This window comes from Rhizobium leguminosarum bv. viciae USDA 2370, assembly GCF_002008365.1.
Taxonomy (GTDB): Bacteria; Pseudomonadota; Alphaproteobacteria; order Rhizobiales; family Rhizobiaceae; genus Rhizobium; species Rhizobium leguminosarum.
Genome location: NZ_MRDL01000003.1, coordinates 1 through 25,305, shown reverse-complemented (window position 1 = coordinate 25,305; position 25,305 = coordinate 1). Strand labels below are relative to the sequence as shown.

Genomic DNA, 25,305 nt, shown 5'->3' with positions numbered 1-25,305 from the left:
GGCGACAGGAGATACTATCTGTTGCGGAAAAGGAGATATCCAATGACCGAAGAACGTGCAGTCCTCGCCGGCGGTTGCTTCTGGGGCATGCAGGACCTCATCCGCCGATACAAGGGCGTGATTTCGACCCGCGTCGGCTATACCGGCGGCGATGTGCCGAATGCCACCTACCGCAACCACGGAACCCATGCCGAGGCGATCGAGATCATCTTCGACCCCACAAGGATCAGCTTTCGGGAAATCCTCGAATTCTTCTTCCAGATCCACGACCCGAGCACGCGCAACCGCCAGGGTAATGATGTTGGCTTGAGCTACCGCTCGGCGATCTTCTACGTCACCCCTGAGCAGGAGCGTGTCGCCAAGGATACGATCGCCGATGTCGACGCATCAGGGCTGTGGCCCGGCAAGGTCGTCACCGAAGTCGTGCCGGTTAGCGATTTCTGGGAGGCAGAACCCGAGCACCAGGATTATCTGGAGCGGATTCCGAACGGCTATACCTGCCATTTCGTTCGGCCCGGCTGGAAACTGCCGGTCCGCCAGAAGATCGCTTGAAATTGATCAGATTCCCATCGCCGCGCGGCTGGTTTCCAGAAGCGCGGCGACGAGATTCGTCCTCGGCGAGGATCGCGTCACCACGATGCCGACGGTGCGCATAGCGGACGAGCGGGGCAGGGGCAGCTTGAGGATATCAAGGCCAGCCGGCCAGGGCGGCGCCCAATCCGGCACGATCGAGATTCCGAGACCGCGGTCTACCATCACCGCGATCGCCTCCAGCGCGTCGAGCTCATAGCGCTCGACCGGATGGATGCCGATCTCGCGCAAATATTCATCGGCGATGTGACCACCCCACTGGTTGCGGTCGTAGCGAATGAAGGGCAGGGTCTTCAACAGTTCGAGCGGATCCGCCCCCTCACAGTCCCGCGGAGCGATCAGCACCAGGGGTTCCTGGCGCAGCTTGTTGAAGGTCAGTGTCTTCTGCATCGGAAATCGAGGTTCGATGATGAAGGCCGCATCCAGCGCGCCGTTCAAAACCTCGGCATAGAGGTCCATCGACGCGCCCGGCTTGAGGAAGATTTCGATCAGCGGATAGTCCTGGGCGAGACGGTGGAGAATGTCGGGAACGAGGCCGGTCAGCGCCGTATTGATCGCCCCGATCCGCATCTCGCCCGAAATCGTCGCGGTGCCGGCCATCGCCTTCAGGTCGCGTGTATCGCGCACCAGATCCCTGCAGCGATCGAGAATGGCAAAACCCGCCTCCGTCGGCCGCATGACGCGGCCGGAACGCACCAGCAGCCGCACGCCGAGCTCGGCCTCCAATGCGCGGATGCGCTGGGCGACGGCCGCAGGCGTGAGGTTCAGCCGCTGCGCGGCCTCTGCCAGCGAGTGCCGCTCGGCAACGACAATGAAGGTTTCGAGAAAACGTGTGTCCATCGATAGTTTTTCTATCTCTTGAACGAAGCAGAAGCCATATTTTATTTATAGTCCGTTGCTCCGAAAGATGGCCGATCATTGAGGAGACGGATGGAATGGATTTCGGCCTGAAGGACAAGACGGCCCTGGTGCTTGGTGCCGGCGGCGGATTGGGCAGCGCGATTGCCGCCAAGCTTGCGCGCGAAGGCGCCAGAATTGCCGCGGCGGATATCGACCTCGCCGCCGCTGAGAAGACCACGGCGGCGATCGAATCCGAAGGCGGCAAGGCACTGGCTCTGCAATGGGATCTTTCCGATCTCGGTTCGATCGATGCGCATGTCGCTGCAATCGAACAGCAGTTCGGACCGGTCGATATCCTCGTCAACAATACCGGCGGCCCACCGCCAACCACCGTCTCCGGCCAGGATCCGATGCTCTGGAACCAGTATTTCCAGAGCATGGTGCTCTCCGTCATCGCCATTACCGATCGGGTGCTGCCTGAGATGCGAGGGCGCAAATGGGGTCGCATCGTCACCTCGACCTCGTCGGGCGTGGTCGCGCCGATCCCCAATCTCGGCATCTCGAATGCGCTGCGCCTGTCATTGGTCGGCTGGTCGAAAACGTTGGCGCGCGAAGTCGGGCGCGACGGCATCACCGTCAACATCGTCCTGCCGGGCCGGATCGCCACCGGCCGCATCACCTTCCTCGACGAGCAGAAGGCCAAACGCGAAAACCGCTCCATCGATGACGTCGTCGCAGAAAGCACCGGCAGCATTCCGCTCGGCCGCTATGGCCGGCCGGAAGAATATGGCAATGTCGTCACCTTCCTGGCGAGCGAGCCTGCCTCCTATCTCACCGGATCGGTGATCCGCGTCGATGGCGGCATGATCCAGAGCATCTGACAGAAACCGAATTGGAACCGATTCCCGATGGCCCTCAGCGCTGAAGCGATAGCAACCCTCAAGACCGTCTCGACGGCGACCCTGACGACCGTTCTTCTGAAGAAGGGCCTGCGCAACGTCTGGATCCGCGGCGCCGTTCCCCTGAAGCCCGGCCAGCCGCGCATCGTCGGCCCGGCCTTCACCCTGCGCTTTGTTCCGGCCCGTGAAGATCTGGCAACGCCGGCATCCTGGGCCTCGCCGATCTCGACCCGCGCCGCGATCGAGGCGATGCCGGAAGGTTGTGTCGCCGTCGTCGATGCGATGGGCGTCACCGATGCCGGCATCTTCGGCGATATCCTCTGCGCCCGCATGCAGAAGCGAGGCGTTGCCGCACTCGTCACCGACGGCGTCGTACGCGACCTTGCCGGCGTGCTCGATACCAACCTGCCGGTCTGGTGCCGTGGCGTCGCAGCACCCCCATCGGTCGCCGGCCTCACCTTCGTCGCCTGGCAGCAGCCGATCGGCTGCGGCGGCGTGGCTGTTTTCCCCGATGACATCATCGTCGTCGACCAGGACGGCGCGGTGCTGATCCCGGCCGATCTACTCGACACCGTACTGGCGGAAGCCCCGGAACAGGAGCGCATGGAAGCCTGGATCATGACCAGGATCGATGAAGGCACCCCGCTGCCCGGCCTCTACCCGATGAACGCCGAAACCAAGGCGCTCTACGAGGCCTCGAAGAAATAGGCTCCAGGCCAGGCGGATTGAGGAGGGCCGCGGCTTCGCGGCCCTTTTGCTTTCGCCCCATTTCAATAGCGAGGTGCGTAATCCAGGCCGCCGTCGATCCGGGCCGGGCGCCCGTCCAGAAAAAGCTCACCGATGCGTGGCGCCGAGCGGGAGATGACCCTGCCGCGGCGGATCACCGCCAGCCGGTTCGGCTTCAGCCGCAGCGCTTCCAGCGTGTCGCTGGCCTGAAGGATGACAAGGTCGGCGTTGCATCCCTTTTCCAGGCCGTAATCTGCAATCCCCATCGTCTTCGCCGAATTGACGGTCAGCGCGTCGAAGATCTTCTTCTTGTCGTCGATGCCGGCCATCTGCGCGACATGGATTGCCATATGGCCGACCTCCAGCATGTCGCCCGACCCCATCGAATACCAGGGGTCCATGACGCAGTCGTGCCCGAAGGAAACATTGAGCCCAGCATCCATCAGCTCCCGCACGCGAGTCATGCCGCGGCGTTTCGGATAGGTGTCGTGCCGGCCCTGCAGCATGATGTTGATCAGTGGATTGGGGATGACGTTGATCTCGGCCTCCGCCATCAGCGGAATGAGCTTGGAGACGTAATAATTGCCCATCGAATGCATCGAGGTCAGATGCGAGCCGGCGACGCGCCCCTGCAGGCCGAAGCGGATGGTTTCCGCAGCCAGCGTCTCGATATGGCGCGAGAGTGGATCGTCGGTTTCGTCGCAATGCATGTCGACCGGCAGGCCGCGATCGGCGGCAATGCGGCAGAGCGCCTCGACCGAGGCCGTACCTTCACCCATCGTCCGTTCGAAATGTGGAATGCCGCCAACGATATCGACGCCCATGTCGAGAGCGCGGTTGAGCGCATCGATTGCGCCCGGCGAGCGGTAATAACCGTCCTGGGGAAAGGCGACCAGCTGCAGATCGATATAGGGCGCGACCTTCTCGCGAACCTCGATCATCGCCTCGACGGTCACCAGTCTGGGGTCACTGGTATCGACATGGCTGCGGATGAAGAGCAGGCCCTGCGTGACCGCGAGATCGCAATAACGCAGCGCGCGATCGACCAGTTCCTCCTTCGTCACGATCGGCCGCAATTCCCCCCAGAGCGCGATGCCCTCGAGCAGCGTGCCGGACACGTTCATACGCGGCAGGCCGAGCGACAGCGTAGCGTCCATATGGAAATGCGGATCGACGAAGGGCGGGGTGGCGAGCCGGCCGGTCGCGTCGATCTCTTCTCCTGCCTGCGCCTGGAGATTAGGCTCGACAGCGATGATCTTGCCGCCCTGGATACCGATATCGATCCCGTTTCGGCCATTGGGGAGATTTGCATTTCTGACGATCAGATCGAACATCGGAGCCTCATTGGACAGAAGTGGTTCAGCGTTCGCCGCGCCGATAGGGCTGCATCAGTGCCTGCGGAACGCGGGCGCGGCGGGCCATGACGGCAAGGGCGGCAATGGAAAGGATATAGGGCGTCATCAGAAAGAGCTGATAGGGCACGAGCCCGCTGAGTGCGGTTTGCAGCCGAAGCTGAAAGGCGTCGAAGAAGGCAAAGAGCAGCGCGCCGAACAGCGCTCGGCCGGGCCGCCAGGAGGCGAAGACGACGAGCGCGATGCAGATCCAGCCGCGCCCCTGAACCATGGTCGGAAAGAAGCTGTTGAACGCCGACAAAGTCAGGAAAGCGCCGCCCATTCCCATCAGCGCGCTTCCGGCAATCACCGCGCCGTAGCGCACCTTCATCGGATTGACGCCCTGAGCCTCAGCCGCATGCGGGTTCTCGCCGGTCATGCGGATCGCAAGGCCGACGGGCGTGCGGAAGATGATGTAGGCCATCAGCAGGGCGATTACGATCGCAAGATAGGTCGGCGCCGTCTGCGTGAAGAAGGCCGGCCCGATGAAAGGCAGCGTCGACAAGCCGGGAATGGCGATCGGCTGGAACGGCACGATGGTGGGCGGCGTATTGGCAAGCGGCACGATCAGCCGGAAGACATAATAGCTGAAGCTCGAGGCAAACAGCGTCACCCCGAGACCGGAGACATGCTGGGAGAGGCCGAGCGTCACCGTCAGCCCCGCATGCAGCAGGCCGAAGATCCCGCCGGCCACCGCCGCGATCAGCAGGCCGGTCCAGAGATCGGCGCCATGATAGACAGAAAGCCAACCGATCATCGCACCGAAGGTCATGATGCCTTCGATGCCGAGATTGAGCACACCCGCCCGTTCGCAGAGCAGTGCGCCGAGCGTGCCGAAAATCAGCGGCGTGGCGATCCGCAGGATTGCCGCCCAGAGCCCTGATGAAGCGATGATGTCGAACAGCTGCATCATCGCCGTATCCTGTATTGGGTGAAGAACAAGGCAATCAGCATCGTCAGCAGCGACAGCGCCACCGTGACATCGGCGATATATGTGGGTATGCCGAGGCCTCGGCTCATGCCATCCGCGCCCACGAACATGGTGGCGGTGAAAATGGCGGCGAAGACGACGCCGAGAGGATTGAGGTTGGCGAGCATGGCGACAACAATACCGGCATAGCCGAAACCCGGCGACAGATCGGTCGTCACATAACCCTTGACGCCCATGACCTCGATCGCTCCCGCCAACCCTGCAAGCCCGCCCGAGAGACAGGCGACCTTCACCAGCGTTCTGGCGAGCGGGACGCCGGCGAAGACCGCGCCGCCGGGATTGAGACCTGCGGCGCGCGAGTGCATGCCGAACACGGTGCGCGACTGGATGAAATGGACGACGACCGCCAGGGCGATCGCGATCACAAAGCCGATATGCAGGCGCGAGCGGGCGATCAGCTTCGGCAGCATGGCGTGATCGCTGACGGATTGCGACTGCGGCCAGCCGAAGGCGAGCGGGTCCTTGAGGATGCCGTCGATCAGCATCGAGACGAAGAGCACAGCGATGAAGTTCAAGAGCAGGCTGGTGACGACTTCATCGACCGAGAAGCGCAACCTGAGCCAGAGGGGGATCAGGATCAACACCATGCCGGCAATGGCGCCGACCAGCAGCAGCAGCGGAATGAGAATGGGGGCGGGAAGATTGCCGAGCAGTTTCGAGCTCGCCGCGGCAACGGCGACAGCGCCGAGATAGAACTGGCCTTCAGCACCGATATTCCAGAGCCGCGCCCGGAAAGCGACGGCGGCGGCAAGCCCCGTCAGCATCAGCGGCGTTGCCCGCGTCAGCGTTTCGGTCGCCGACAGCCGCGAGCCGAAGGCGCCGGTCAGGATGCGCCAATAGGCATCGATAACAGGCGCGCCGGCGATAGATATCAGGATGCCGGCCAGCGCCAGCGCTGCGATGACCGCGATCACAGGGGTGACGATCAGCAGGTAAAGCGGACGGTGCTCGCGGCGCTCAAATCGCATGGCCGGCCTCTGGGGGTTCCTGCCATTCGCCGGCCATCATCAGCCCCAGCTTACGGGCGTCGGCGCTTTCGGCCTCGACGGGCGGAGACAGGCGGCCGCCGACGATTGCCTGTATGCGATCGGCAAGCGCGATCACCTCGTCGAGATCTTCCGAGATCAACAGCACGGCGGTACCTTGCCGGCGGGCTTCGAGCAGGCGCGCGTGGACAGCCGCCACGGCCCCTTCATCGAGACCGCGCGCCGGCTGCGCGGCAATCAGGATGCGCGGCCGCTGATGCAGGTTGCGGCCGAGAATGAGCTTTTGCATATTGCCGCCCGAGAGCAGCCGGGTGCGGATGGCCGGGCCGCCGCCTCGAACATCGAACCCGTCGATAATCTCCCTGGCGAAGGCCATGCCCGCCTTGCGGTTGACGAAACCACGGCGAGAAAAGGCCGGTGATGCGATGCGCTCTAGCACGGTGTTTTCCCAGATCGCCATTTCGCCGATCACGCCCTCCTCGTTGCGGTCCTCGGGAATGCGGCCGATGCCGGCGTCGACGACATCGGTAACACCAAGATTGCCGATGGCTTCGCCAAACAGCAGCAGGTCGCCAGCGCTGCGCGCCAGCATACCGGAGAGAAGATGCGCCAATGTCGCCTGGCCATTGCCCGAAACGCCGATGATGCCGAGGATCTCGCCCTGGTGCAGCCGGAAGCTGATCGACTTCAGCCGATCGATGCCGCCGGTGCGCACCGTCACATCGACCGCTTCTAGGGCAACGGCGCCGGGTGTCGACGGCTCGCGCACGGGCCGCGTCACACGGCGCCCGACCATCAGTTCGGCGAGTTCCGCCTTGCTGGTTTCCGACGCCTTGCGTTCGGCGACCATCTTGCCGCCGCGTAAGACCACGATGCGGTCGGCCGCTGCCATGACCTCGTCGAGCTTGTGCGAGATGAAGATCAGCGACAGGCCCTGGCGGGCCATTTCCTTCAGCGTTGTGAACAGCCGCTCGGCTTCGATGTTGGTCAGCACTGCTGTCGGCTCGTCGAGGATCAGGATACGGGCGTCGTTGTAAAGCGCTTTGAGGATCTCGACTCTCTGCTGCTCGCCGACCGACAGGTCGCCAAGGCGGGCATCCGGATCGACCTTGAGGCCGAAGCGCTCGGAAATTGCCAGTAGCTTTGTCCGCGCCGCTGGCGTCCCCGAGCGCCAGGACCAGAGTCTTTCCGTGCCGGTCATGACATTTTCGAGAACGCTCAGATTGGGCGCAAGCGAAAAATGCTGATGGACCATGCCGACACCAGCACGGATCGCTGCGCGCGGCTTGCCCGGCGGCACCTCCGTGCCCTCGATCAGGATTCGGCCGGCATCCGGCATGTAATGACCGAAAAGGATGCTCATCAGCGTGGTCTTGCCCGCGCCGTTCTCGCCGAGCAGGGCGACGACCTCACCCCCGGCAAGCGTCATGGAAATATCGTCATTGGCGAGATTGGCGCCGAAGCGCTTGCTGACGCCGATAATCTCCAGCACCGGCCCAGTCATGACGGCAGTCCTGCAACGGGAAAACGGTGCTGCCACCGCCCCTCGGCCTCCAGGCGTGCGGCAAGCGACAGGAGCCTCGGCTCGTGACCCATCGGCGCCATCATCTGCACCGGCAGCGGCATGGCATGCTCATCCTGTCCGAAAGGCAGAGTCAAAGCAGGAAAACCCGAAATATTGGCGAGGCAGGCAAGCGGCGCAAATGCCGTCATCCGCTCGAGATGAAGATCCGTATCGGCATGATCGGACGGAAAGGAGCCGATCACAAGAGGCGCAGACGAAAGCATCGGCATGAGGATACAATCGATCCTGTCGAATAGCGCCCAGAGCTTATGGCTCACCAGGACGGCCTCATTCAGCGTGTTCCAGAGCGATGTGACCGAAAGCGCCCGTCCGCGCGCCGCGAAAGCCTGCGTCAGAGGCTCGGCCCGGCTTTCATCAAGCGCCGCAACCTTCATGAGCGCCGCAAGGTTGACGGAGACAATATCGGCGAAGGCGCGGCCGCTGGCGGCGACGCTCGATTCGAACTCGACCCAGCTTAGCGGGACGATAACGTGCCCGTCACTCTCGAGGGCACGAGCCGCATCCTCGACGGCTGCGAGCCGATCACCCTCGGTCGGATAGGCCGCTCCGGTATCGATCAACAGGCCGATCCGCAGACGGCCGTTAACGATATCGACAGGGGAGGGATCCGCAAAGGGGCCCCGTGAATTGCCGCTCAGTTCGTCGAAAATCAGCGCCGTATCTCGCACCGAACGGCAAACCGCGAGTTCGCTCGCAATGCCGGCGAGGTGATTGCCGAAAGATGGTCCGCCGGGGATGGCGCCGCGCGTCGGCTTCATTCCAACAAGGCCGCAGCAGGCAGCCGGCACACGGATCGAACCGCCGGCATCGGTGGCATGCGCAATCGCGACGATCCCGGCGGCAACCGCTGCCGCCGCACCGCCGGAGGAACCACCCGCGGTCCGGGCCGGATCAAGCGGATTGCGGCAGATCGGCCCGATTGCCGGTTCGCTGGCAAGCGAAAGGCCGAATTCCGGGCTGGTTGTCAGGCCGAACAGGCAGAAGCCGGCCTCGCGGAAACGGGCGGCCAGTTCGGAGTCCGCTTCGCCGCCTTTTCTTTCGAAGAGACGGGAGCCGGCCGTGACCGGCAGCCCGGCGAAGGGGCCGCCAAGATCCTTCGCCAAGATCGGCACTCCGGCAAACGGCCTGTTGGAAAAGCGTTTGGGCTCGCTCCGATTTTCCCGGTCGCGGCCGTCGGCTGAGGCGAGACCCATGGCGGCATCGAGATAGGCGATGGCGCCGAGCGGCTCCTGCCGCTGAGCTGCGGCAAGAGACGCCTGCATCGCCTCTGCAGCGCTCAGATTGCCATTTCTGATCGCTGCCGCCAGATCCGTCGCATCGTCCTTCATGAGCCGAATTACTTCGGCTCGTCCGTCATCTTCGGAACTTCGAAGGTGCCGGCCTTGATCTCAGCCCGCTTGGCTTCCATCGCAGCCTCCGCATCGGCGGGTGCCACGCCCTTGACGAAGACGATATCGCTGCCGCCTTCCTTCATCAGGCCATAGGACGTGTAGTTCCTGCCGACCGGCTTTCCGGCAGCGACATCGGCGATCGCAGCGTCCAGGATCGGCCGGAAATACCACATGGCGTTGGCAAACACCGTATCCGGATAACGTGGCGTATAGTCGATCAGCGAGCCGACCGACTTGATGCCGCGCTCCTTGGCGGCGTCGGCGGTGCCGATGCGCTCGCCGAACAGGATGTCGGCGCCGGCGTCGATCTGGGCAAGACCGGCTTCGCGAGCCTTCGGCGGATCGAAGAAGGTGCCGATGAACGAGACGAGGTGCTTCGCGTCCGGATTGACCGCCTTGACGCCGGCCGCGAAGGCATTGATCAGCATGTTGACCTCGGGGATCGGAATGGCGCCGACCGAACCGACGACATTCGACTTGGTCATCTTGCCCGCCAGCATGCCGGCAAGATAGGCGCCGTCATGGTTCCAGGTACCGAAGACGCCGAAATTGTCGCCGGCCTGCTCGCCGCTCGAACCCAGGACAAAAGCGGTATCGGGGTAGTCGGCCGCGACCTGCCGGGCCTCTTTCTCCACCGCATAGGCCTCGCCGATAATCAGCTTGTTGCCCTGTTCGGCATATTCACGCATGGCGCGGGGATAATCGGTGCCGGAGACGCCTTCGGAGAAGACATATTCGATGACGCCTTCCTTGGCCGCGTCCTGCAGCGCCTTGTGCAGACAGGAGTTCCAGGCATTTTCAACCGGCGACGCATGAATGCCGGCAACCTTCAGCGGCGCGGCGGCTCTTGCCAGCGGGGCAAAGCCGCTGACCCCAAGCGCAATGCCGGACGCGATCACTGCCCGGCGTGAAATCAGGATATCTTTGGTCATTGATTGTTCCCCTTTTTTACCATTTGGTTCAAAAATAATAGTAGCGCCTAAAAATGTGTCAAGCAGCGAATGGGCTTAAAAATCAGGCTGTTCAATCTGTTGCGCCTTGTGTTTGCAGCCAAATTTTCCGAACCTGTGTGTCGTCGCGGCTTGGCGCGACGACATTGGCAGGATATGCAAGGAGGATAGGGGTTGGGGAAATGAAAATGGGGGAAGATGAGGACGCTTCGCGGCGACCGATCGCGAGCCGATCGTCGTCCTGGGCGATCGGCACTAGCGCATGGCTGGCGCGCACCGGCGTCACGCCGAACGGCATTTCTCTACTGTCGATCCTATTTGCCGGTATCGGCGCAGCGCTTATCCTGCTTACATCACATCCGATTGCGATGGTCTGTGCGGCGATCTCGGTGCAGTTGCGGCTCGTCTGTAATCTGCTCGACGGGATGGTCGCGATCGAAGGCGGCAAGAAAACCAAGAGCGGACCGCTCTATAATGAATTTCCCGATCGGATCGCCGACAGTCTGCTTCTTGTCGCGGCCGGCTATGCCTGCGGCTTTGCCTGGCTCGGCTGGTTAGCTGCGCTGCTTGCTGCACTCACCGCCTATATCAGGGTCTTCGGAGGAGCGGTCGGTCTTCCCCAAGACTTCAGCGGCATCATGGCCAAACAGCGCCGCATGGCGGTACTGACCGCGGGTCTCGTTGCCCAGAGTATCGAGACGCTGATATCCGCCAGCAATTGGTCGCTGATCCTCGCGTCGGCGATCATCGCGGCCGGAAGCCTCATCACCTGCATCACACGCACGATAACGCTTGCCCGTTCGCTGGAGAGACCATGATCGCGCTCGTCCGTCGCCTTCTCGTGCTGTTCGTCCGTATTCTGGTCGGCGCCCGAAGCGAATGGCGAGGCTGCACGCCCGATCCCCGCCGCCGCATCTATTTCGCCAATCACAACAGCCATGTCGATACCGTCGCCGTCATGGCTGCCCTGCCGTGGCCTGTGCGCCGGCTGACCCATCCGGTCGCCGCACGAGATTATTGGGGAACCAATGCCTTTCGCCGGTTCATAGCGGAGAAGTGCCTGCGCGCCGTTCTGATAGACCGCAAACCTCTGCCCGACAGCAATCCGCTGGAACCTCTCGAGCGCCTGCTCGAGGAAGGCCGTTCGATCCTGATTTTTCCTGAGGGAACGAGAAGCGCCACCGATGAGGTCGCCCCGTTCCGCAGCGGCATCTATCGCCTCGCCTGCCGTTTTCCGGATGTCGATCTCGTGCCGATCCATCTCGATAATCTTCAGCGCATCCTGCCGAAGGGAAGCATGCTGATCGTCCCGATCACCTGCACGGCGCGCTTCGGCAAGCCGCTCCGCGTCGAACCGGGCGAGGAAAAGACCGAATTCCTGGCCCGCGCCCGTGCCGCGGTCATTGAGCTCGCGGACGGGGGGCGCATTGCATGACCAGCATTTTCTCCATCGTACTGGCCGCCATCCTCGGCCTGCTTGCCGTCGCCTCCGCGGTCGGTTTCATTCTGCAGCGGCGCGCAACCGAGCCCGGCTCCGTCGCCACCGTCCAAAATCTCAACGCCCGTATCCGCTCCTGGTGGATCATGGTCGCAGTGTTCGGCGGCGCAATCCTGCTCGGCGACACGGCGACCGTCATCCTGTTCGCATTCCTATCCTTTATGGCGCTTCGCGAATTCTGGACCCTGACACCATCGCGGCGCGGCGATCATCTGGCGCTTTTCCTGTCCTTCTTCGTCGTCTTGCCGCTGCATTACGTGCTGCTCGGAACGGAGTGGTACGGCCTCTTTGCGATCTTCATCCCGGTCTATGCCTTCCTGATCCTGCCGGCGGTGGCGACCTTGACGGGTGACGTCAACGAATTCCTCGCCCGCAGCGCCAGGGTGCAATGGGGATTGATGCTGACGGTCTATTCGATCAGCCATGCTCCCGCACTTCTCATGCTGGAGACCGGCACGCCGCCGGCGCTCCTTCTCGTCTATCTGGTCGTGGTCGTGCAGCTCAGCGACGTCTTCCAGTATGTCTGGGGCAAGCTCCTCGGAAAGCACCGTTTCTCGCCGAATATCAGCCCGTCGAAGACGATCGAAGGGCTGGTCGGAGGCGGCGCCTCGGCCATCCTTGTGGGAACACTGCTTTATCGGCTGACGCCGTTCTCTCCGCTGCAGGCCGCAGCCATCAGCACGGTCATCGTCGTCGCCGGCTTCTTCGGCGGCTTCGTGCTCTCGGCCATCAAGCGCGATCTCAATGCCAAGGACTGGGGCTATGTGATCGAGGGCCATGGCGGCGTGCTCGACCGCTTGGATTCCATCACCTTCGCAGCGCCGCTGTTCTTCCACATCGTCCGCTATTGGTTCACCACGTAGAAGCTGGTTTTGGCTAAAGCCGGTCGATCTCCTCGAGGCTCTCGAACAGCCGGTGCTGAACATCCCGCTCCTGCTTGCTGATGGCGGTCATCAGCTTGCCCATCGTTCCCCGCAGGCCGTGCAACTCGTCGACCAGCTCCATGACGATATCGACGCCGGCTTCGTTGACACCCATGTTTCCCATGAGGTCCAGGATGAGCCGGGCGCGTGCGACATCGGCGTCGCGAAATTGCCGTTGGCCGCCTGACGTCTCCGGGATCAGCCAACCCTCTTCGACCCAGAGGTCAAGCTGGACGATGTCGATTTTCAAGTAAAGACGGAATTCGAGATCATCCATGATCAAGCCTCCATGTTCTTTCTCGGATCGTAGGAGTTTGCTGTTGCCCATTCCTTCATGAAGGCCGTCAGCCGTTCATCCGGGGCGTCGGGCAGCACAATCTTCAGCGAAATGTAGACGTCACCATGTTCGCCGCCGCGTTTTGCAACACCCTTGCCCTTGAGACGCAACACCTTGCCGCTGTTCGAATGAGGCGGCAGCGTCAGATTGACTGCTCCGGACGGCGTCGGCACACGAACCTTGCCACCGAGCACGGCCTCGCTGAGGGAGATCGGCAGTTCCAGGCGGATATCGTCACCGTCTCGCGTGAAGAAACGGTGCGGGCGGACACGGATTTCGATCAGGGCATCGCCCGCCGGTCCGCCTCCGATGCCAGGTTCGCCCTTGCCGCGCAGCCGCAAGGTCTGGCCGTCGCGCGTCCCCGGCGGGATCTGCACGTCAAGCGCCGGACCATTCGGCAGCTTGACTTCCGTCCTGGTGCCGTTGGCGGCCTCGAGAAAATCGACCTCCATGGAGAACTGGCGGTCCCGGCCACGACCATGGTTCTGGCCGCCTCCCGCCCGGCGCGAAAAGAAGTTGGCAAAGATATCGTCGGCATCGCCGAAATCGGCAAAGCCGGCACCGTTGTGATAGGGATCGCCAGGGCCGCTCTTTGAAGCATAGTCGCGGTAATAATTGCGCTGCGCCCGCTCGGCGCCTGTTATATCGATCTCGCCGCGATCGAAGCGTCCGCGTTTTTCCTCGTCGCTCAAGATCTCGTAGGCGGTTGAAATTTCCTTGAACCGTTCCTCGGCCTTTTTGTCGCCGGGGTTGAGGTCGGGGTGAAGTTTCTTGGCGAGCTTGCGGAACGCGCTTTGAATATCCTTTTGCGTCGCATCCCGCTTTACGCCCAGAAGCTCATATGGATCCTGGCTCATGCATATCTCCGGTCAGGCAGCGAATACTGCTGGTTGGCTTGGGGATGATATAGGTTGTCGGGCCGCCGCCGGGGAGGGGAGTCCGGTCGCTCTGATCGACTTCATCAATCCGCAGCGGAACTAAAACAACGGCGCGTCTTCCACTTGAGGCGCCGAGCCTTCATGCGCGGGATCGGGTCGCCGGTCGATGAGAACCGAGCACCCGGCGTGGCGCACGACCTTGTCGACGATCGAGGAGAAGACGTAGTCGGTGATATCCGTCACATGGGATGAAAGCAGGATGAGATCGGCCGATTTCTGCCTTGCGACGGAGACGAGCACGGAGGCGGCAACGCCGATACGAACCTCGATCGTTGCCGGAACTCCCATCTCTTTACAAAGCGATGCAAGTTTCTTTTCGGCGTCGACGATCGCGGTCGTTTCGAATTCTTCGGGAAGCTCCGTCAGGTGACGGTGGGGGATACTCTCGATGACGTGCATGACGACGAGGCTTCCGCCTTCATCCACCAGCGCAGCAGCCCGACGCAAAAGGCGGCTTGCCGTTTCCCGGGAGCCCATGCCGATGCCGCAGATGATCGTTCGATACATTGAAATCCATATCCTCGAATGCGAATGATAACACCGATCATACCGGTGTCGACCATCCCGGCATTGACGAATATCAAGAAAAAGCGCCGCAACGGCAGCGCGCATGAAACGGCCAGCTGCTTGTGAACGAACCTCCGGCTGAATCGTCGCAGTTGACGGCATGGCCATCAGCAACATTTCTAACCCGATGTCGTCACTGATTGAGGTTCATATGCCGAATTTTGCGATTATCGGATCGGGTGCGATGGGAAGTGCTGTCGCCAAACGGCTGATCGACCACGGCGCCACGGTGCTGACTTACCTCGAGGGCAGGAGCGAGCAGACGATTGCGCGGGCAAAGGCAGCCGGCATGGTGCCGGTCGGCCGCCAGGAGCTGACGAAGGCCGAGCTGATCCTGTCGATCGTTCCGCCATCGGAGGCGATCAAGGTCGCCGACCTCGTCGCGGACATATCGTCGGGGATGCCGGCCCCGCCGCCCTTCGTCGACCTTAACGCAATTGCGCCGAAAACGATGCAGGCGTTGGCGGCACGCTTCGAAAGCAGCGGCGTCGAAGTGCTTGACGGTGCGATCATCGGCGGGCCGCCGGTCCCCGGCAAATCAGGTCCGACCATCTATATCAGCGGCGATACCGCGGAGCGGAGCCGGCTGCTCGAGGATTGCGGCCTGCGGATCCGCAGGCTCGACGGACCGCTCGGCGCCGCCTCGGCCCTGAAGATGTGTTATGCCGGCATCAACAAGGGATTTACCGGCCTCGGCACCGCCATGCTGCTTGCCGCATCGCGTTCGGGTGCTGCCGAAAGCCTGAAAGCCGAACTCTCCGAAAGCCTTCCGGACGTCGATCGCAAGCTGTCGACATCCATTCCCGACATGTACCCGAAGGCCTATCGATGGGTCGCCGAAATGCAGGAGATTGCCGATTTCCTTGGAGACGATGATCCGGCGGCGACCATCTTCCGCGGCATGGCGGACCTCTTTGCCAGGATGGCTGGCGACGTGGAGGGCAGCCGCGTGCTCGTCGGACAGCTGGACGAGATCATCGCTTCCTCGGGAACCGAAAACTGATCGCAATGGTCAAGCAATAGTCGCAGCAACCGAATATGAGAGATGGAGCCATGGGCTTTCCAACACTCTGACGATTGTGTGAACCTTCTCCGACACCTCTGACAAAACCTCATCGCCTCTGCTATGTCAGGAAAAATGCGGCGGCCCCAACCGGCGTCGCGCTCTGTCCGATCAATGCCAGGAGTTTGAAAGATGAGCGGTTCTCTCGATTATACACCCCCGAAGGTCTGGACCTGGAACAAGGCGAATGGCGGCCAATTCGCCAGTATCAACCGCCCGATATCAGGGCCGACGCATGACAAGGAGCTTCCGGTCGGCCGCCATCCGCTGCAGCTCTATTCGCTCGGCACCCCGAACGGCCAGAAGGTCACTATCATGCTCGAGGAGTTGCTGGCGCTTGGCCATAGCGGTGCCGAATATGACGCCTGGCTGATCAAGATCGGCGATGGCGACCAGTTCGGCAGCGGCTTCGTCGCGGTCAATCCCAATTCCAAGATACCGGCGCTGATGGACCGCAGCGGGCCAAAGCCGATCCGTGTCTTCGAATCCGGCGCCATCCTGACCTATCTCGCTGAAAAGTTTGGCGCCTTCCTGCCGACTGAACCGGCCGCCCGCGCCGAATGCCTGTCATGGCTGTTCTGGCAGATGGGTAGCGCCCCCTATCTCGGCGGCGGCTTCGGCCATTTCTACGCCTATGCGCCGACGAAGATCGAATATGCGATCGACCGCTTCGCCATGGAGGTGAAGCGTCAGCTCGACGTGCTCGATCGTCGCCTTGCCGAAAGCGAGTATCTGGCAGGCAGCGATTATACGATCGCCGATATTGCCGTCTGGCCCTGGTATGGCGGGTTGGTGAAGGGCTGGACCTACGGTGCAGCCGAGTTTCTGCAGGTGGAAGAGTATAAGAACGTGCTGCGCTGGGCCGACACCATCCACAGCAGGCCGGCCGTGCAACGCGGCCGGATGGTCAACCGCCTCTCCGGCGAGCCCTCGAGCCAGTTGCACGAGCGCCACGACGCCAGCGACTTCGACACCAGGACGCAGGACAAACTCGCTGCCGCCGAGTAAGCAAGCGGCCCCAGCCACGTGTCGCAGCACCAAATGATGCTCCGCCGCCTGGAGGCGGCGGAGCATCTGCATGCTGTCAGAACTCAGTTCTTGACCGTATCTTCCAGGAAGAACCGGCCGAGCGGGTTCTGGTAGAAGTTCTCGATATTCTTGCGTGAGACGTTGATATAGGGGCTGTAATAGAGGTCGATCCAGTTGACGTCGTCCTTGGCCATCTTCTGCAGATCGACATACATCTGTTCGCGCTTCTTCGGGTCGAGCTCGAGGCGCGCCTTGGCAACCAGTTCCTTCACCGCCTCGCTCTTGTAATTGGTCGAGTAGTTGTTGTTGGAATCGTGGCCGAGCACGAAGGTGGTCTTCTGGTCCGGATCGAGAATGTCATTGGTCCAGTAGTTGACCGAGACGTCGTAGTCGCCGGCGACGATCATGTCCCATTCCTGGCTTGGGTCGACCTTCTGCAGATTGGCGGTGATGCCGGCCTTCTGCAACTGCTGCTGGACCAGCACCGCCGTCTGTTCGTCGACTTCGTCGCCGGCGCGCACCAGATAATTCAGCGTCAGGTCAGAGGCGCCGGCGGCTGCCAGCAGCTCCTTTGCTTTTGCGGGATCATAAGGCCGCTGCAGATTGTCGGCATAATAATAGAGGGCGCCCTTGGGAATGTAGGAGTTGGCGACCGTGCCCTGGCCGAAGGTGACGGTATCGACGATCGCCTTCTTGTCGATCGCCAGGTCGAGCGCCTGGCGGACTTCCTTCTTGCCGAGCGCGCCATGCGCATGGTTGATCAGCAGATGGTCCTCGCGGGTCGAAGCGTCGATATCGACGTTGAGGTTCGGGTCCTTCTTCAACTCCTCGACGCGGGAGAAGGGCACGAAGATCGCCGTATCCAGCTCACCCGCCTGGACGTTCAGCATGCGGGTATTGTCGTCAGGCACCGAGATCCACTCGACGCCGTCGAGCTTCACCCGGTCCGCCTGCCAGAAGTTCGGGTTCTTCTTGAGAATGACGCGGTCGCCGCGCCGCCATTCCTCGACCACGAAGGCGCCGGATGCGATCGGCTTTTCGCCATAGGCATCGGGACCAAGCGCTTCCATGCCCTTCTTGGAGATGACGGAGGCATTCGGCAGTGCCAGCGTCGAAAGGAACGGCGCGGACGGGTTCTTGAGCTTGATCGTCAGCGTGTGCGCGTCGGTTGCGACCGCCGTGTCGATCACCTTGTAGGAATCGCTCCAGAGCGAGGCCGCGTCATCGCGGATGCGCAGCAGGCTGTAGGCCGCGTCTTCCGCCGTCAGCGGCGAACCGTCGGAAAATTTCGCGTCGCGGATCTTGAACGTGTAGGTCAGCCCGTCATCCGAGGTGGTCCAGCTTTCGGCAAGGCCTGGCTCCAGTTTCGTGCCTGTCTTGTCGACGCGGATCAGCACGTCGTAGACGTTGGAGAACACCCAGTTGTCGATGTTCTGCGCAGTCTTGATCGGATCGAATGTCGTCGAATCCTCGCGGCGGCCGATGGTGAGTACACCGGCGGCCTCCGCATAGCTTGCACTGAGCGTCAGGCCGGCGAACAAGGCTGCAAGCCCGATTGATTTCCACCTGTTTGTCATGAGTTCGTTCCCTTCGTTGTTATGGCATGCGTTTGATGGGCTGGATCGGCATCGAATGCGGATCGTCCTTGCCGTCGGCGTCTTGAAGCAGCCGCTTGTCAGGATCGATGTCGGGAATGGCGGCGATCAGCGCCGCCGTATAGGGATGCTTCGGCCGCGCGAAGACCTCTTCGGAGCGACCTTCCTCGACGATCTCGCCGCGATACATCACGACGACCCGTTCGCAGAGATTGCGGACGATCGCGAGATCATGGGCGATGAAGATCAGCGTGAGATTCATCTTCGCCGTGAGCTCGCGGAAGAGCTCGATGATCTGGGCCTGGATGGTGACGTCGAGGGCGGCCACGCATTCGTCGGCGATGATCATCTTCGGATCGACGGCGAGGGCCCGGGCGATGCCGGCGCGCTGGCATTGGCCGCCGCTCATGCTGCGCGGTTTGCGGCCGGCGAATTCGCGTTCGAGGCCGACGAGATCGAGCAGTTCGCCGATCCGCGCCGGGATATCGGCCTTGGCGACCTTGCCCTGCACCTTCAGCACCTCGGCCAGCATCTGCCCGATCGTCAGCCGCGGATTAAGTGCATTGTAGGGGTCCTGGAAGACCATCGCCGTCTCGCGTCTGAGCTTTGCGAGGCCCGCGCTTTTCTGCAGAGCCAGATCGATACCGTCGAAAGTGACGTGGCCCGAGGAAAGCGGCGTGAGGCCGAGCACGGCGCGGGCAAGCGTGCTCTTGCCGCTGCCGGACTCGCCGACGATGCCGACCGTCTCGCCCGGCATGATCTGCAGGCTGACGCCGGCAACGGCGCTGACCATCTTGGCACCGCCCCTGAGCAGCGCACCGCCCGCTCTGAAGCGCACATGGAGATCGTCGATTTCGAGCAACGGTCTCGCCGGGTTGCTGGCTTCGGCAAGCTCGGGTAACGGCGCTGATATCGCGCTCGGCAGGGAAGGGTGGCTGTTGATCAGGTTGATCGTATAGGGATGCTGGGGCCGCGCGAGGATCGTCCGCTTCGGCCCCTCTTCGAGCAGTTTGCCACCGCGCAGCACGGCGATGCGGTCGCAGGTCTGGGCGACGATACCGAGATCGTGGGTGATCAGAATGATCGACAGGCCGCGCCGGTCCCGAATGTCAATCAACAGCCGCAGGATCTGCGCCTGAATGGTCACGTCGAGTGCCGTGGTCGGCTCGTCGGCGATCAGGATCTTCGGATTGCAGGACAGCGCCACGCCGATCATCGCCCGCTGCCGCATGCCGCCGGAAAATTCGTGCGGATAGCTATCGTACTGGCGCTTCGGATCGGGGAAGCCGACTTGCGCCAGGATTTCCGTCGCCGCGACGCGGGCCTCCCGGGTGTTGAGGCCCTGGTGATAGCGGATGCCCTCGGCGATCTGATCGCCGATCCGCATCACCGGGTCGAGATGGCTGGTCGGGTTCTGGAAGATCATGCCGATCTCGCCGCCGCGCACTTTCAGCATCTCGCCATCGTCGACCCGCATGAGGTCGCGCCCTTCGAGCAGCACGCTACCGCTTTCGATCTTCAGCAGCGAGGAGGGCAGCAGGCGCACCAGGGAACGGCAGAACAGGCTCTTGCCCGAGCCGCTCTCACCGACGAGACCGAGGATCTCGCCCTTGCCGAGGTCGAGCGAGACCGCATCGAGCAGCGTGCGCGGGCCGGAATCGACATGCGCCCTGACTGTGAGATCACGGACGGACAGCACGGAGCCGCTCATTCGTGCACCCCCAGCAGTTCGCCGAGCGCGTCGCCCAGCATGCTGAAGCCGAAGGCGAGGCAGATGATGGAGAGACCGGGAAACAGCGTGATCCACCATGCGGTGGTGATGAAGCTCTGTCCTTCCGCGACCATGACACCCCATTCGGCGATCGGCGGCTGGACGCCAAGGCCGAGATAGCTGACAGCAGCGCCGCTGAGCAGCACCAGCGTCGCATCTGACATCGAAAAGACAATCGAGCCGGCGATCGCGTTCGGCAGCAGGTGGCGGAACATGATGCGTGGGCGGCTAAAGCCGAGGCTGACGGCAGCAACGGCATAGTCGCTGCCCTTCAGCACCAGCATCTGCGCCCGGATCAGCCGCGCATAGGAGACCCAGCCGACCAGCGCCATGGCGATATAGAAACTGCCGAGGCCTGGGCCGAGGATCGCGATGATTGACAGCATCAGCACGAGGAAGGGGAAGGCGAGGATGATATCGACGAGGCGCATGAACAGCGCATCGACGATCCCACCGAAAAAGCCGGCGATCGTGCCGACTGTCGTGCCGATCACGAAGGGGAAGATGACGCCGATCAGCGCCATCTGCAGGTCGAGGCGCGCGCCCCAGATAACGCGGGAGAGAATATCGCGGCCGAAATTGTCAGTGCCGAAGGGGTGCAACAGCGAAGGCGCCTGCAGGCGCACCTCGGCATTCTGCATGATCGGGTCGTAGGGCGCGATGATGGGCGCACCGATCGCCAGCAGGACGAAGAACAGCAGCAAGCCGGCACCGACGGCAAGCATCAGCCGCCGGCCGAAGAACCGGCGCCAGCCGAGGGATGCGGGGGCGATCGCCTCGATGCTCATAGCTTCACCCTCGGATCCACGGCGACGGTGACGATGTCGGCGATGAAGTTGATGAGCACGGTGGCGCAGGCAAAGACCATGGCGACGCCCTGGACCACCATGTAGTCACGCGAGAAGATCGCCCGGACCAGCAGCTGCCCCATGCCGGGCAGCGCAAAGACGCTCTCGACCACCACCGTACCGCCGATCAGCCAGCCGATATTGACGGCGAGCAGGTTGATCGTCGGCACCAGCGAATTCGGCAGCACATGCCGCCAGAAGACGATACCTTCGGGCATGCCGCGGGCGCGCGCTGCCGTCGCGACATCCGATTTCAGCTGGTCGATCATCGCGGCCCTCAGGCTGCGCGTCAGCACGGTCGAAAGCGACAGCGCCACCGTCAGGCTCGGCAGCACCAGATGCGACAGCTTTTCGCCGATCGTCGCACCATAGCCCGAGACCGGCAGCACACCGAGTTCGACGCTGAAGAGGATGATCAGCATCAAACCCAGCCAGAAGGGCGGAAAGCCGATGCCGAAGGTCGAGACGATGCGCACCGCATGATCCGGCGCCCGGCCGGCATTACGTGCGGCGATTGCGGCCATCGGCACCGCGATCAGGACCGAAAGCACGACGCTGGAGACGACGAGCGCGAGTGTCGGCTCGATACGGGTGACAATCAGCTTCAGCACGTCGATCTTGTAGAGGATCGACTTGCCCATCTCGCCGTTGGCGAGGTTCTTGAGGAAATAGACATATTGCAGCCACATCGGCTGGTCGAGGCCGTACTGGGCGCGAATGCTGGCAAGCGCTGCCGGCGTCGCGCGCGTCCCGAGGATATTGCGCGCCGGATCGCCGGGGATCAGCCGGACCAGAATGAAAGTGATGACGCTGATACCGAAGATGACGGGCAGGAACTGCAGCGGTCGCGTCAGAACGAATTTATAGCGATGCATGACGGCGATCGCCCCTTTGTCTTCGTCGGGTTCGGTCCGCTCCCTCTTGCATCAGCCTGCCTCGTGCCGGTCGAGAAAATCGAGAAGCGCCGGATAATAGTCCTGCGGGTTCTCATAGAACGGCATATGGCTGGCATTGGCAAATACCTTGAGCTCGGCATTCGGCAGCGCAAGCTTCATCCTGAGCGCACAGGCCGGCGTCAGCTCGTCATGCTCTCCCGTCGTGATGAGCACGGGCAGCGTCAGCCGCGGCAGATCGGGGATGCGGTTCCAGTCCTTGAGGTTGCCGATATAGAGGAACTCGTTCGGCCCCTGCATCGTCTCATAGGGCGCCATGTTCCAATCGTCGAGCGAGCGGCGCACCGGCGCCGGCCATTCCGGCAGACGGCAGACGTGGCGATAGTTGAGGATGGTGACGGCAGCGAGATATTCCGGATGATTGTAGGTGCCCTGCGCCTCGTGCTTCTGCATCATCGAGACCGTTTCCGGGCCGAGCGCTGCGCGCAGCCGTTCTAGTTCCAAGATCAGATGCGGCATGTCGGCGACAGTATCTTCGAGGATCAGTGTCTTGAGGTTCTCGGGATAGGTCAGGGCGTAATCGATCGCCAGCCAGCCGCCCCAGGAATGGCCGAGCATATGGATCTTGCCGAGCCCCAGCGCTTTACGCACCGTCTCGGTCTCCTCGACATAACGGCCGATCGTCCAGAGCGAGAGATCGTCCGGCCGGTCGGAAGCGCCGGTGCCGAGTTGGTCGAAGGCGACGACACGATAGCCCTTGTTGGTGAGACAGGAATGCGCCTCGCGCAGGTAATCGCAGGGCAGACCCGGCCCGCCGTTCAGGCAGAAAACTGTCTCGCTGCCGGTCCCGAAACTATAGGCAACGACGCGATAGCCATCCACATCGATCTCGAATCGCTCGTCTGGCCGTATTTCACGCCACATTGATCGCTCCGGCAGAAGATTTCGCTTGCTCAATATTTGGGCACGGCTAAATTTTTACCTTAAACCGCATTCTGTGCCAGCTATAAGAAGTGATAGGGTGGGCCGAAATGCCGAACCCGGGAGCCGCCCATGCTTGACGACCCCATTCTTGACGACATTGGAACGATCAGACGGCAGTTCACAGCGCATGAGACGCTGGACGGCCGGATCGACCAGGCCTTCGAGGCGATGAAGCAGATCGGCTTCGAGGCGCTGATCTACGACTATACGCCGGTGCCTTACGATCTCGACGGCGCGATCATGATACCATCGCTGCTGAAGCTGCGGAATATCTCCGACGACATGCACGACTACTGGTTCAATCGCGGCTATTTCCGTATCGATCCGGTGCAACAGGTGGCGCTGCGCACCTCCGCGCCCTTCTTCTGGAACTACGACCCGGACGCCGACACGCTGATCAACCGTTTCATGAACGACGACACCGCGCCGGTGACGCGTTATTTAAGCGAACGCGATATGTCGACCGGCGTCACCGTTCCGGTTCACATGCCACGCGGCGACTATGCGACCGTCACCGGCATCCGCTTCGGCCGGAACAAAGATTTCGAACGGCACGCACTGCGCTATATCGCCGACTTTAACCTGCTTGCCCATGTTTTCCATGAGACCGCCTATTCGCTTTTCGACACGCGGGCGAAGAGCGTCGGCACGATCCGCCTGACCGAGCGGGAACGTGAGTGCCTGCGTCATTCGGCGGAAGGTTACTCCGCCAAGGAAATTTCCCGCATCATCGACCGTTCCGTACCGACCGTCGTGATGCATCTGAACGCCGCGACAAAGAAACTCGGCGCCCGCAACCGCACCCAGGCCGTGGTGCGTGCCACCCACTACCGCCTGCTCGAAGACCGGCCGACCCATAATTGGCCACCCTATAACTTGTGATAGCTGCCTTCACCGTCGTCGCCGCGTTATGCTTTTTCTCATTGCTAAGAGATGGAGACGCCAGTGGGCGAAGTCACGACCAACGAAGCCTATCTGCCCTTTCGCGACTATCACACCTGGTATCGCGTCACCGGTTCGCTGGAGAGCGGCAAGCTACCTCTCGTCGTCGCCCACGGCGGGCCCGGCTGCACCCATGATTATGTCGATTCCTTCAAGGATATCGCCGCCCTCGACGGCCGTCCGGTCATCCATTACGACCAGCTCGGCAATGGCAACTCCACCCGACTTCCGGAAAAGGGCCCGGATTTCTGGACGGTCGGTCTGTTTCTCGAAGAGTTGGACGCGCTGCTTTCCCATCTCGGCATTCAGCATCGTTATGCCTTCCTCGGTCAGTCCTGGGGCGGCATGCTCGGTGCCGAACATGCGGTGCGCCGGCCACAAGGCCTGAAGGCGCTCGTCATCGCCAACTCGCCGGCCAACATGCACACCTGGGTTTCGGAGGCGAACCGGCTGAGGCAGGAACTGCCGAAAGAGGTGCAGGACACGCTGCTGAAGCATGAACTGGCGGGAAGCCTCACCGATCCGGAATATATCGCCGCCTCGCGCGTCTTCTATGACCGCCATGTCTGCAGGGTGGTGCCGTGGCCGCCTGAAGTGGCGCGGACCTTTGCGATCATGGACGAAGACAACACCGTCTACCGCAACATGAACGGCCCGACCGAATTTCACGTCATCGGCACGATGAAGGACTGGACGATCGAGAACAGGCTCGACCGAATCGAGGCCCCGACGCTGCTGATTTCGGGAAAATACGACGAAGCGACGCCCCTGGTGGTAAGGCCCTATCTCGAACGCGTTCCGGGCTGCGAATGGGTGCTCTTCGAAAATTCCAGCCACATGCCGCATGTCGAGGAAAAGCAGCTTTGCCTGGCGACCGTTTCCGGTTTCCTGTCGCGGCACGATTGAGAAAACTCGCCCGCGCCGGCTACACCGTTTCTTGCTGCGGCAGTGGCGCTTGCGATAGTCTCCGTCCCATTCAAGAGTGAATGGAACGGACCGATGAACGATCATCCGCAAACAGAAAGCGCGAACATCCTCGCAACGAGCAGGGGCCGTACCTGGCGCGGTCTGGAGGCGAGCTTCTGCGCATTCCGCGCGGCCGCACGCATATTTCAGGCACGCCCTATCATCGCCTCGGAATCAATTCGGCCGGCTGGTGCGGGCGCAATGCCGCGGTGACGGGCGGGAGCACCGCCGACTGCAGAAGCATGGCGATATCGACGGGGTGCCGGCCGGCCTTGATGGCGTCTGGGAGGACGACCACGAATGCATGATCCTGCGGCGGAAGATCAGCAAGGATCTTTTCCATCGGGCTGCGATCGACCTCGGCCGCGATCCCGTGGAGGCAATCGTGCTGCATATAATTAGAGTATGATGTCGTCCGAAAACCGCTCACACTTTGCGGCATCATGTTCTGGTCAGCCTGGGAACAGGTTAAGCCGTGATGTTCGTACCAGGCCCATTGCGCGATAATGCCCAACTCCTCGACGGCGTCATGAAAAACGAAAAGATCTATGTAACGAAGCCCAGCCTGCCGCCGCTCGAAGAATTCATTCCGTCGCTGGAA

General features: G+C 62.1%; 26 protein-coding genes and 1 pseudogene. 11 read left to right on the top strand and 16 right to left on the bottom strand.

Features of this window, described 5'->3' with window-relative positions; all coding sequences use genetic code 11:
• Positions 1-42: 42 nt before the first annotated feature.
• The gene (gene msrA, locus BS629_RS01845) at positions 43-552 is read left to right on the top strand and encodes a peptide-methionine (S)-S-oxide reductase MsrA (RefSeq protein ID WP_018246963.1); all 510 of its coding nucleotides are present in this window, start codon (positions 43-45) and stop codon (positions 550-552) included.
• A 6-nt stretch (positions 553-558) separates the two neighbouring features.
• Here msrA and BS629_RS01840 read toward each other — a convergent pair whose 3' ends face one another.
• A complete protein-coding gene (locus tag BS629_RS01840; RefSeq protein ID WP_018246962.1) occupies positions 559-1,431 on the bottom strand; it encodes a LysR family transcriptional regulator in 873 nt (290 codons plus the stop codon).
• A 95-nt stretch (positions 1,432-1,526) separates the two neighbouring features.
• Between BS629_RS01840 and BS629_RS01835 the strand changes: the two genes are divergently transcribed.
• Both BS629_RS01835 and BS629_RS01830 read left to right on the top strand, forming a co-directional pair.
• Positions 1,527-2,312 carry an SDR family oxidoreductase gene (locus tag BS629_RS01835; RefSeq protein ID WP_018246961.1) on the top strand — a complete coding sequence of 262 codons (786 nt, stop codon included), beginning with the start codon at positions 1,527-1,529 and terminating at the stop codon, positions 2,310-2,312.
• A gap of 27 nt (positions 2,313-2,339) precedes the next feature.
• Complete coding sequence (locus tag BS629_RS01830; RefSeq protein WP_018246960.1) at positions 2,340-3,038, top strand: ribonuclease activity regulator RraA; 699 nt, start codon at positions 2,340-2,342, stop codon at positions 3,036-3,038.
• A gap of 62 nt (positions 3,039-3,100) precedes the next feature.
• Here the strand turns inward: BS629_RS01830 and BS629_RS01825 are convergent, their stop codons facing one another.
• From BS629_RS01825 to BS629_RS01800, 6 genes are read right to left on the bottom strand one after another with little or no spacing between them, the layout of a single operon-like run.
• The gene (locus tag BS629_RS01825) at positions 3,101-4,390 is read right to left on the bottom strand and encodes an amidohydrolase family protein (RefSeq protein WP_018246959.1); all 1,290 of its coding nucleotides are present in this window, start codon (positions 4,388-4,390) and stop codon (positions 3,101-3,103) included.
• Between the two features lie 25 nt (positions 4,391-4,415).
• Positions 4,416-5,360 (bottom strand): ABC transporter permease, encoded by a 945-nt coding sequence (locus BS629_RS01820; RefSeq protein ID WP_018246958.1) that lies wholly within the window; start codon positions 5,358-5,360, stop codon positions 4,416-4,418.
• Positions 5,357-6,406, bottom strand: a complete 1,050-nt coding sequence (locus BS629_RS01815) for an ABC transporter permease (protein ID WP_018246957.1) — start codon at positions 6,404-6,406, stop codon at positions 5,357-5,359. The genes BS629_RS01820 and BS629_RS01815 overlap by 4 nt, the downstream gene beginning before the upstream one ends.
• Positions 6,396-7,928: an ABC transporter ATP-binding protein gene (locus BS629_RS01810; RefSeq protein WP_018246956.1), complete on the bottom strand. Its 1,533-nt coding sequence runs from the start codon at positions 7,926-7,928 to the stop codon at positions 6,396-6,398. The genes BS629_RS01815 and BS629_RS01810 overlap by 11 nt, the downstream gene beginning before the upstream one ends.
• A complete protein-coding gene (locus tag BS629_RS01805; RefSeq protein WP_018246955.1) occupies positions 7,925-9,337 on the bottom strand; it encodes an amidase in 1,413 nt (470 codons plus the stop codon). Before BS629_RS01805 ends, BS629_RS01810 begins: the two co-directional genes overlap by 4 nt.
• An 8-nt stretch (positions 9,338-9,345) precedes the next feature.
• Positions 9,346-10,332 (bottom strand): BMP family protein, encoded by a 987-nt coding sequence (locus tag BS629_RS01800; protein WP_018246954.1) that lies wholly within the window; start codon positions 10,330-10,332, stop codon positions 9,346-9,348.
• Positions 10,333-10,538: 206 nt separating this feature from the next.
• On the opposite strand from BS629_RS01800, the gene BS629_RS01795 reads away from it, so the two are divergent.
• Genes BS629_RS01795 through BS629_RS01785 form a run of 3 tightly spaced genes read left to right on the top strand, consistent with a single transcriptional unit; the run spans position 10,539 to position 12,711 of the window.
• A complete protein-coding gene (locus BS629_RS01795) occupies positions 10,539-11,168 on the top strand; it encodes a CDP-alcohol phosphatidyltransferase family protein (protein WP_026188816.1) in 630 nt (209 codons plus the stop codon).
• Positions 11,165-11,785, top strand: coding sequence for a lysophospholipid acyltransferase family protein (locus BS629_RS01790; RefSeq protein ID WP_018246952.1), 621 nt, complete (start codon positions 11,165-11,167; stop codon positions 11,783-11,785). The genes BS629_RS01795 and BS629_RS01790 overlap by 4 nt, the downstream gene beginning before the upstream one ends.
• Positions 11,782-12,711: a phosphatidate cytidylyltransferase gene (locus BS629_RS01785; RefSeq protein ID WP_018246951.1), complete on the top strand. Its 930-nt coding sequence runs from the start codon at positions 11,782-11,784 to the stop codon at positions 12,709-12,711. Before BS629_RS01790 ends, BS629_RS01785 begins: the two co-directional genes overlap by 4 nt.
• 13 nt (positions 12,712-12,724) lie before the next feature.
• Here BS629_RS01785 and BS629_RS01780 read toward each other — a convergent pair whose 3' ends face one another.
• The 3 genes from BS629_RS01780 to BS629_RS01770 form a co-directional block, all read right to left on the bottom strand.
• On the bottom strand, positions 12,725-13,048 hold the full coding sequence (locus BS629_RS01780; RefSeq protein ID WP_018246950.1) for a chaperone modulator CbpM: 324 nt from the start codon (positions 13,046-13,048) through the stop codon (positions 12,725-12,727).
• 2 nt (positions 13,049-13,050) lie between these two features.
• Complete coding sequence (locus BS629_RS01775) at positions 13,051-13,965, bottom strand: DnaJ C-terminal domain-containing protein (protein WP_018246949.1); 915 nt, start codon at positions 13,963-13,965, stop codon at positions 13,051-13,053.
• A gap of 120 nt (positions 13,966-14,085) precedes the next feature.
• A complete protein-coding gene (locus tag BS629_RS01770) occupies positions 14,086-14,553 on the bottom strand; it encodes a universal stress protein (RefSeq protein ID WP_018246948.1) in 468 nt (155 codons plus the stop codon).
• A gap of 160 nt (positions 14,554-14,713) precedes the next feature.
• On the opposite strand from BS629_RS01770, the gene BS629_RS01765 reads away from it, so the two are divergent.
• Entirely contained in the window at positions 14,714-15,616 is a 903-nt protein-coding gene (locus tag BS629_RS01765) for an NAD(P)-dependent oxidoreductase (protein WP_018246946.1), read from the top strand.
• A 192-nt stretch (positions 15,617-15,808) separates the two neighbouring features.
• Positions 15,809-16,684: a glutathione-dependent disulfide-bond oxidoreductase gene (gene yghU, locus BS629_RS01760; RefSeq protein WP_018246945.1), complete on the top strand. Its 876-nt coding sequence runs from the start codon at positions 15,809-15,811 to the stop codon at positions 16,682-16,684.
• An 83-nt stretch (positions 16,685-16,767) separates the two neighbouring features.
• On the opposite strand, the gene BS629_RS01755 is transcribed toward yghU, so the two are convergent.
• From BS629_RS01755 to BS629_RS01735, 5 genes are read right to left on the bottom strand one after another with little or no spacing between them, the layout of a single operon-like run.
• Entirely contained in the window at positions 16,768-18,282 is a 1,515-nt protein-coding gene (locus BS629_RS01755) for an ABC transporter substrate-binding protein (protein ID WP_018246944.1), read from the bottom strand.
• Positions 18,283-18,301: 19 nt separating this feature from the next.
• The gene (locus BS629_RS01750) at positions 18,302-20,011 is read right to left on the bottom strand and encodes a dipeptide ABC transporter ATP-binding protein (RefSeq protein WP_018246943.1); all 1,710 of its coding nucleotides are present in this window, start codon (positions 20,009-20,011) and stop codon (positions 18,302-18,304) included.
• Positions 20,008-20,859 carry an ABC transporter permease gene (locus BS629_RS01745; protein ID WP_018246942.1) on the bottom strand — a complete coding sequence of 284 codons (852 nt, stop codon included), beginning with the start codon at positions 20,857-20,859 and terminating at the stop codon, positions 20,008-20,010. Before BS629_RS01745 ends, BS629_RS01750 begins: the two co-directional genes overlap by 4 nt.
• Positions 20,856-21,794 (bottom strand): ABC transporter permease, encoded by a 939-nt coding sequence (locus tag BS629_RS01740; RefSeq protein WP_018246941.1) that lies wholly within the window; start codon positions 21,792-21,794, stop codon positions 20,856-20,858. The genes BS629_RS01745 and BS629_RS01740 overlap by 4 nt, the downstream gene beginning before the upstream one ends.
• A 51-nt stretch (positions 21,795-21,845) precedes the next feature.
• Positions 21,846-22,736 carry a proline iminopeptidase-family hydrolase gene (locus BS629_RS01735; RefSeq protein ID WP_018246940.1) on the bottom strand — a complete coding sequence of 297 codons (891 nt, stop codon included), beginning with the start codon at positions 22,734-22,736 and terminating at the stop codon, positions 21,846-21,848.
• A 129-nt stretch (positions 22,737-22,865) separates the two neighbouring features.
• Between BS629_RS01735 and BS629_RS01730 the strand changes: the two genes are divergently transcribed.
• On the top strand, positions 22,866-23,678 hold the full coding sequence (locus BS629_RS01730; RefSeq protein ID WP_018246939.1) for a helix-turn-helix transcriptional regulator: 813 nt from the start codon (positions 22,866-22,868) through the stop codon (positions 23,676-23,678).
• Positions 23,679-23,741: 63 nt separating this feature from the next.
• On the top strand, positions 23,742-24,644 hold the full coding sequence (locus BS629_RS01725; RefSeq protein WP_018246938.1) for a proline iminopeptidase-family hydrolase: 903 nt from the start codon (positions 23,742-23,744) through the stop codon (positions 24,642-24,644).
• A 220-nt stretch (positions 24,645-24,864) separates the two neighbouring features.
• Here BS629_RS01725 and BS629_RS40300 read toward each other — a convergent pair whose 3' ends face one another.
• Positions 24,865-25,047 carry a hypothetical protein gene (locus tag BS629_RS40300; RefSeq protein WP_342588321.1) on the bottom strand — a complete coding sequence of 61 codons (183 nt, stop codon included), beginning with the start codon at positions 25,045-25,047 and terminating at the stop codon, positions 24,865-24,867.
• A 135-nt stretch (positions 25,048-25,182) separates the two neighbouring features.
• Between BS629_RS40300 and BS629_RS40295 the strand changes: the two are divergent.
• Positions 25,183-25,305 (top strand): annotated as a pseudogene (locus BS629_RS40295) (DegT/DnrJ/EryC1/StrS family aminotransferase); the annotation flags it as partial.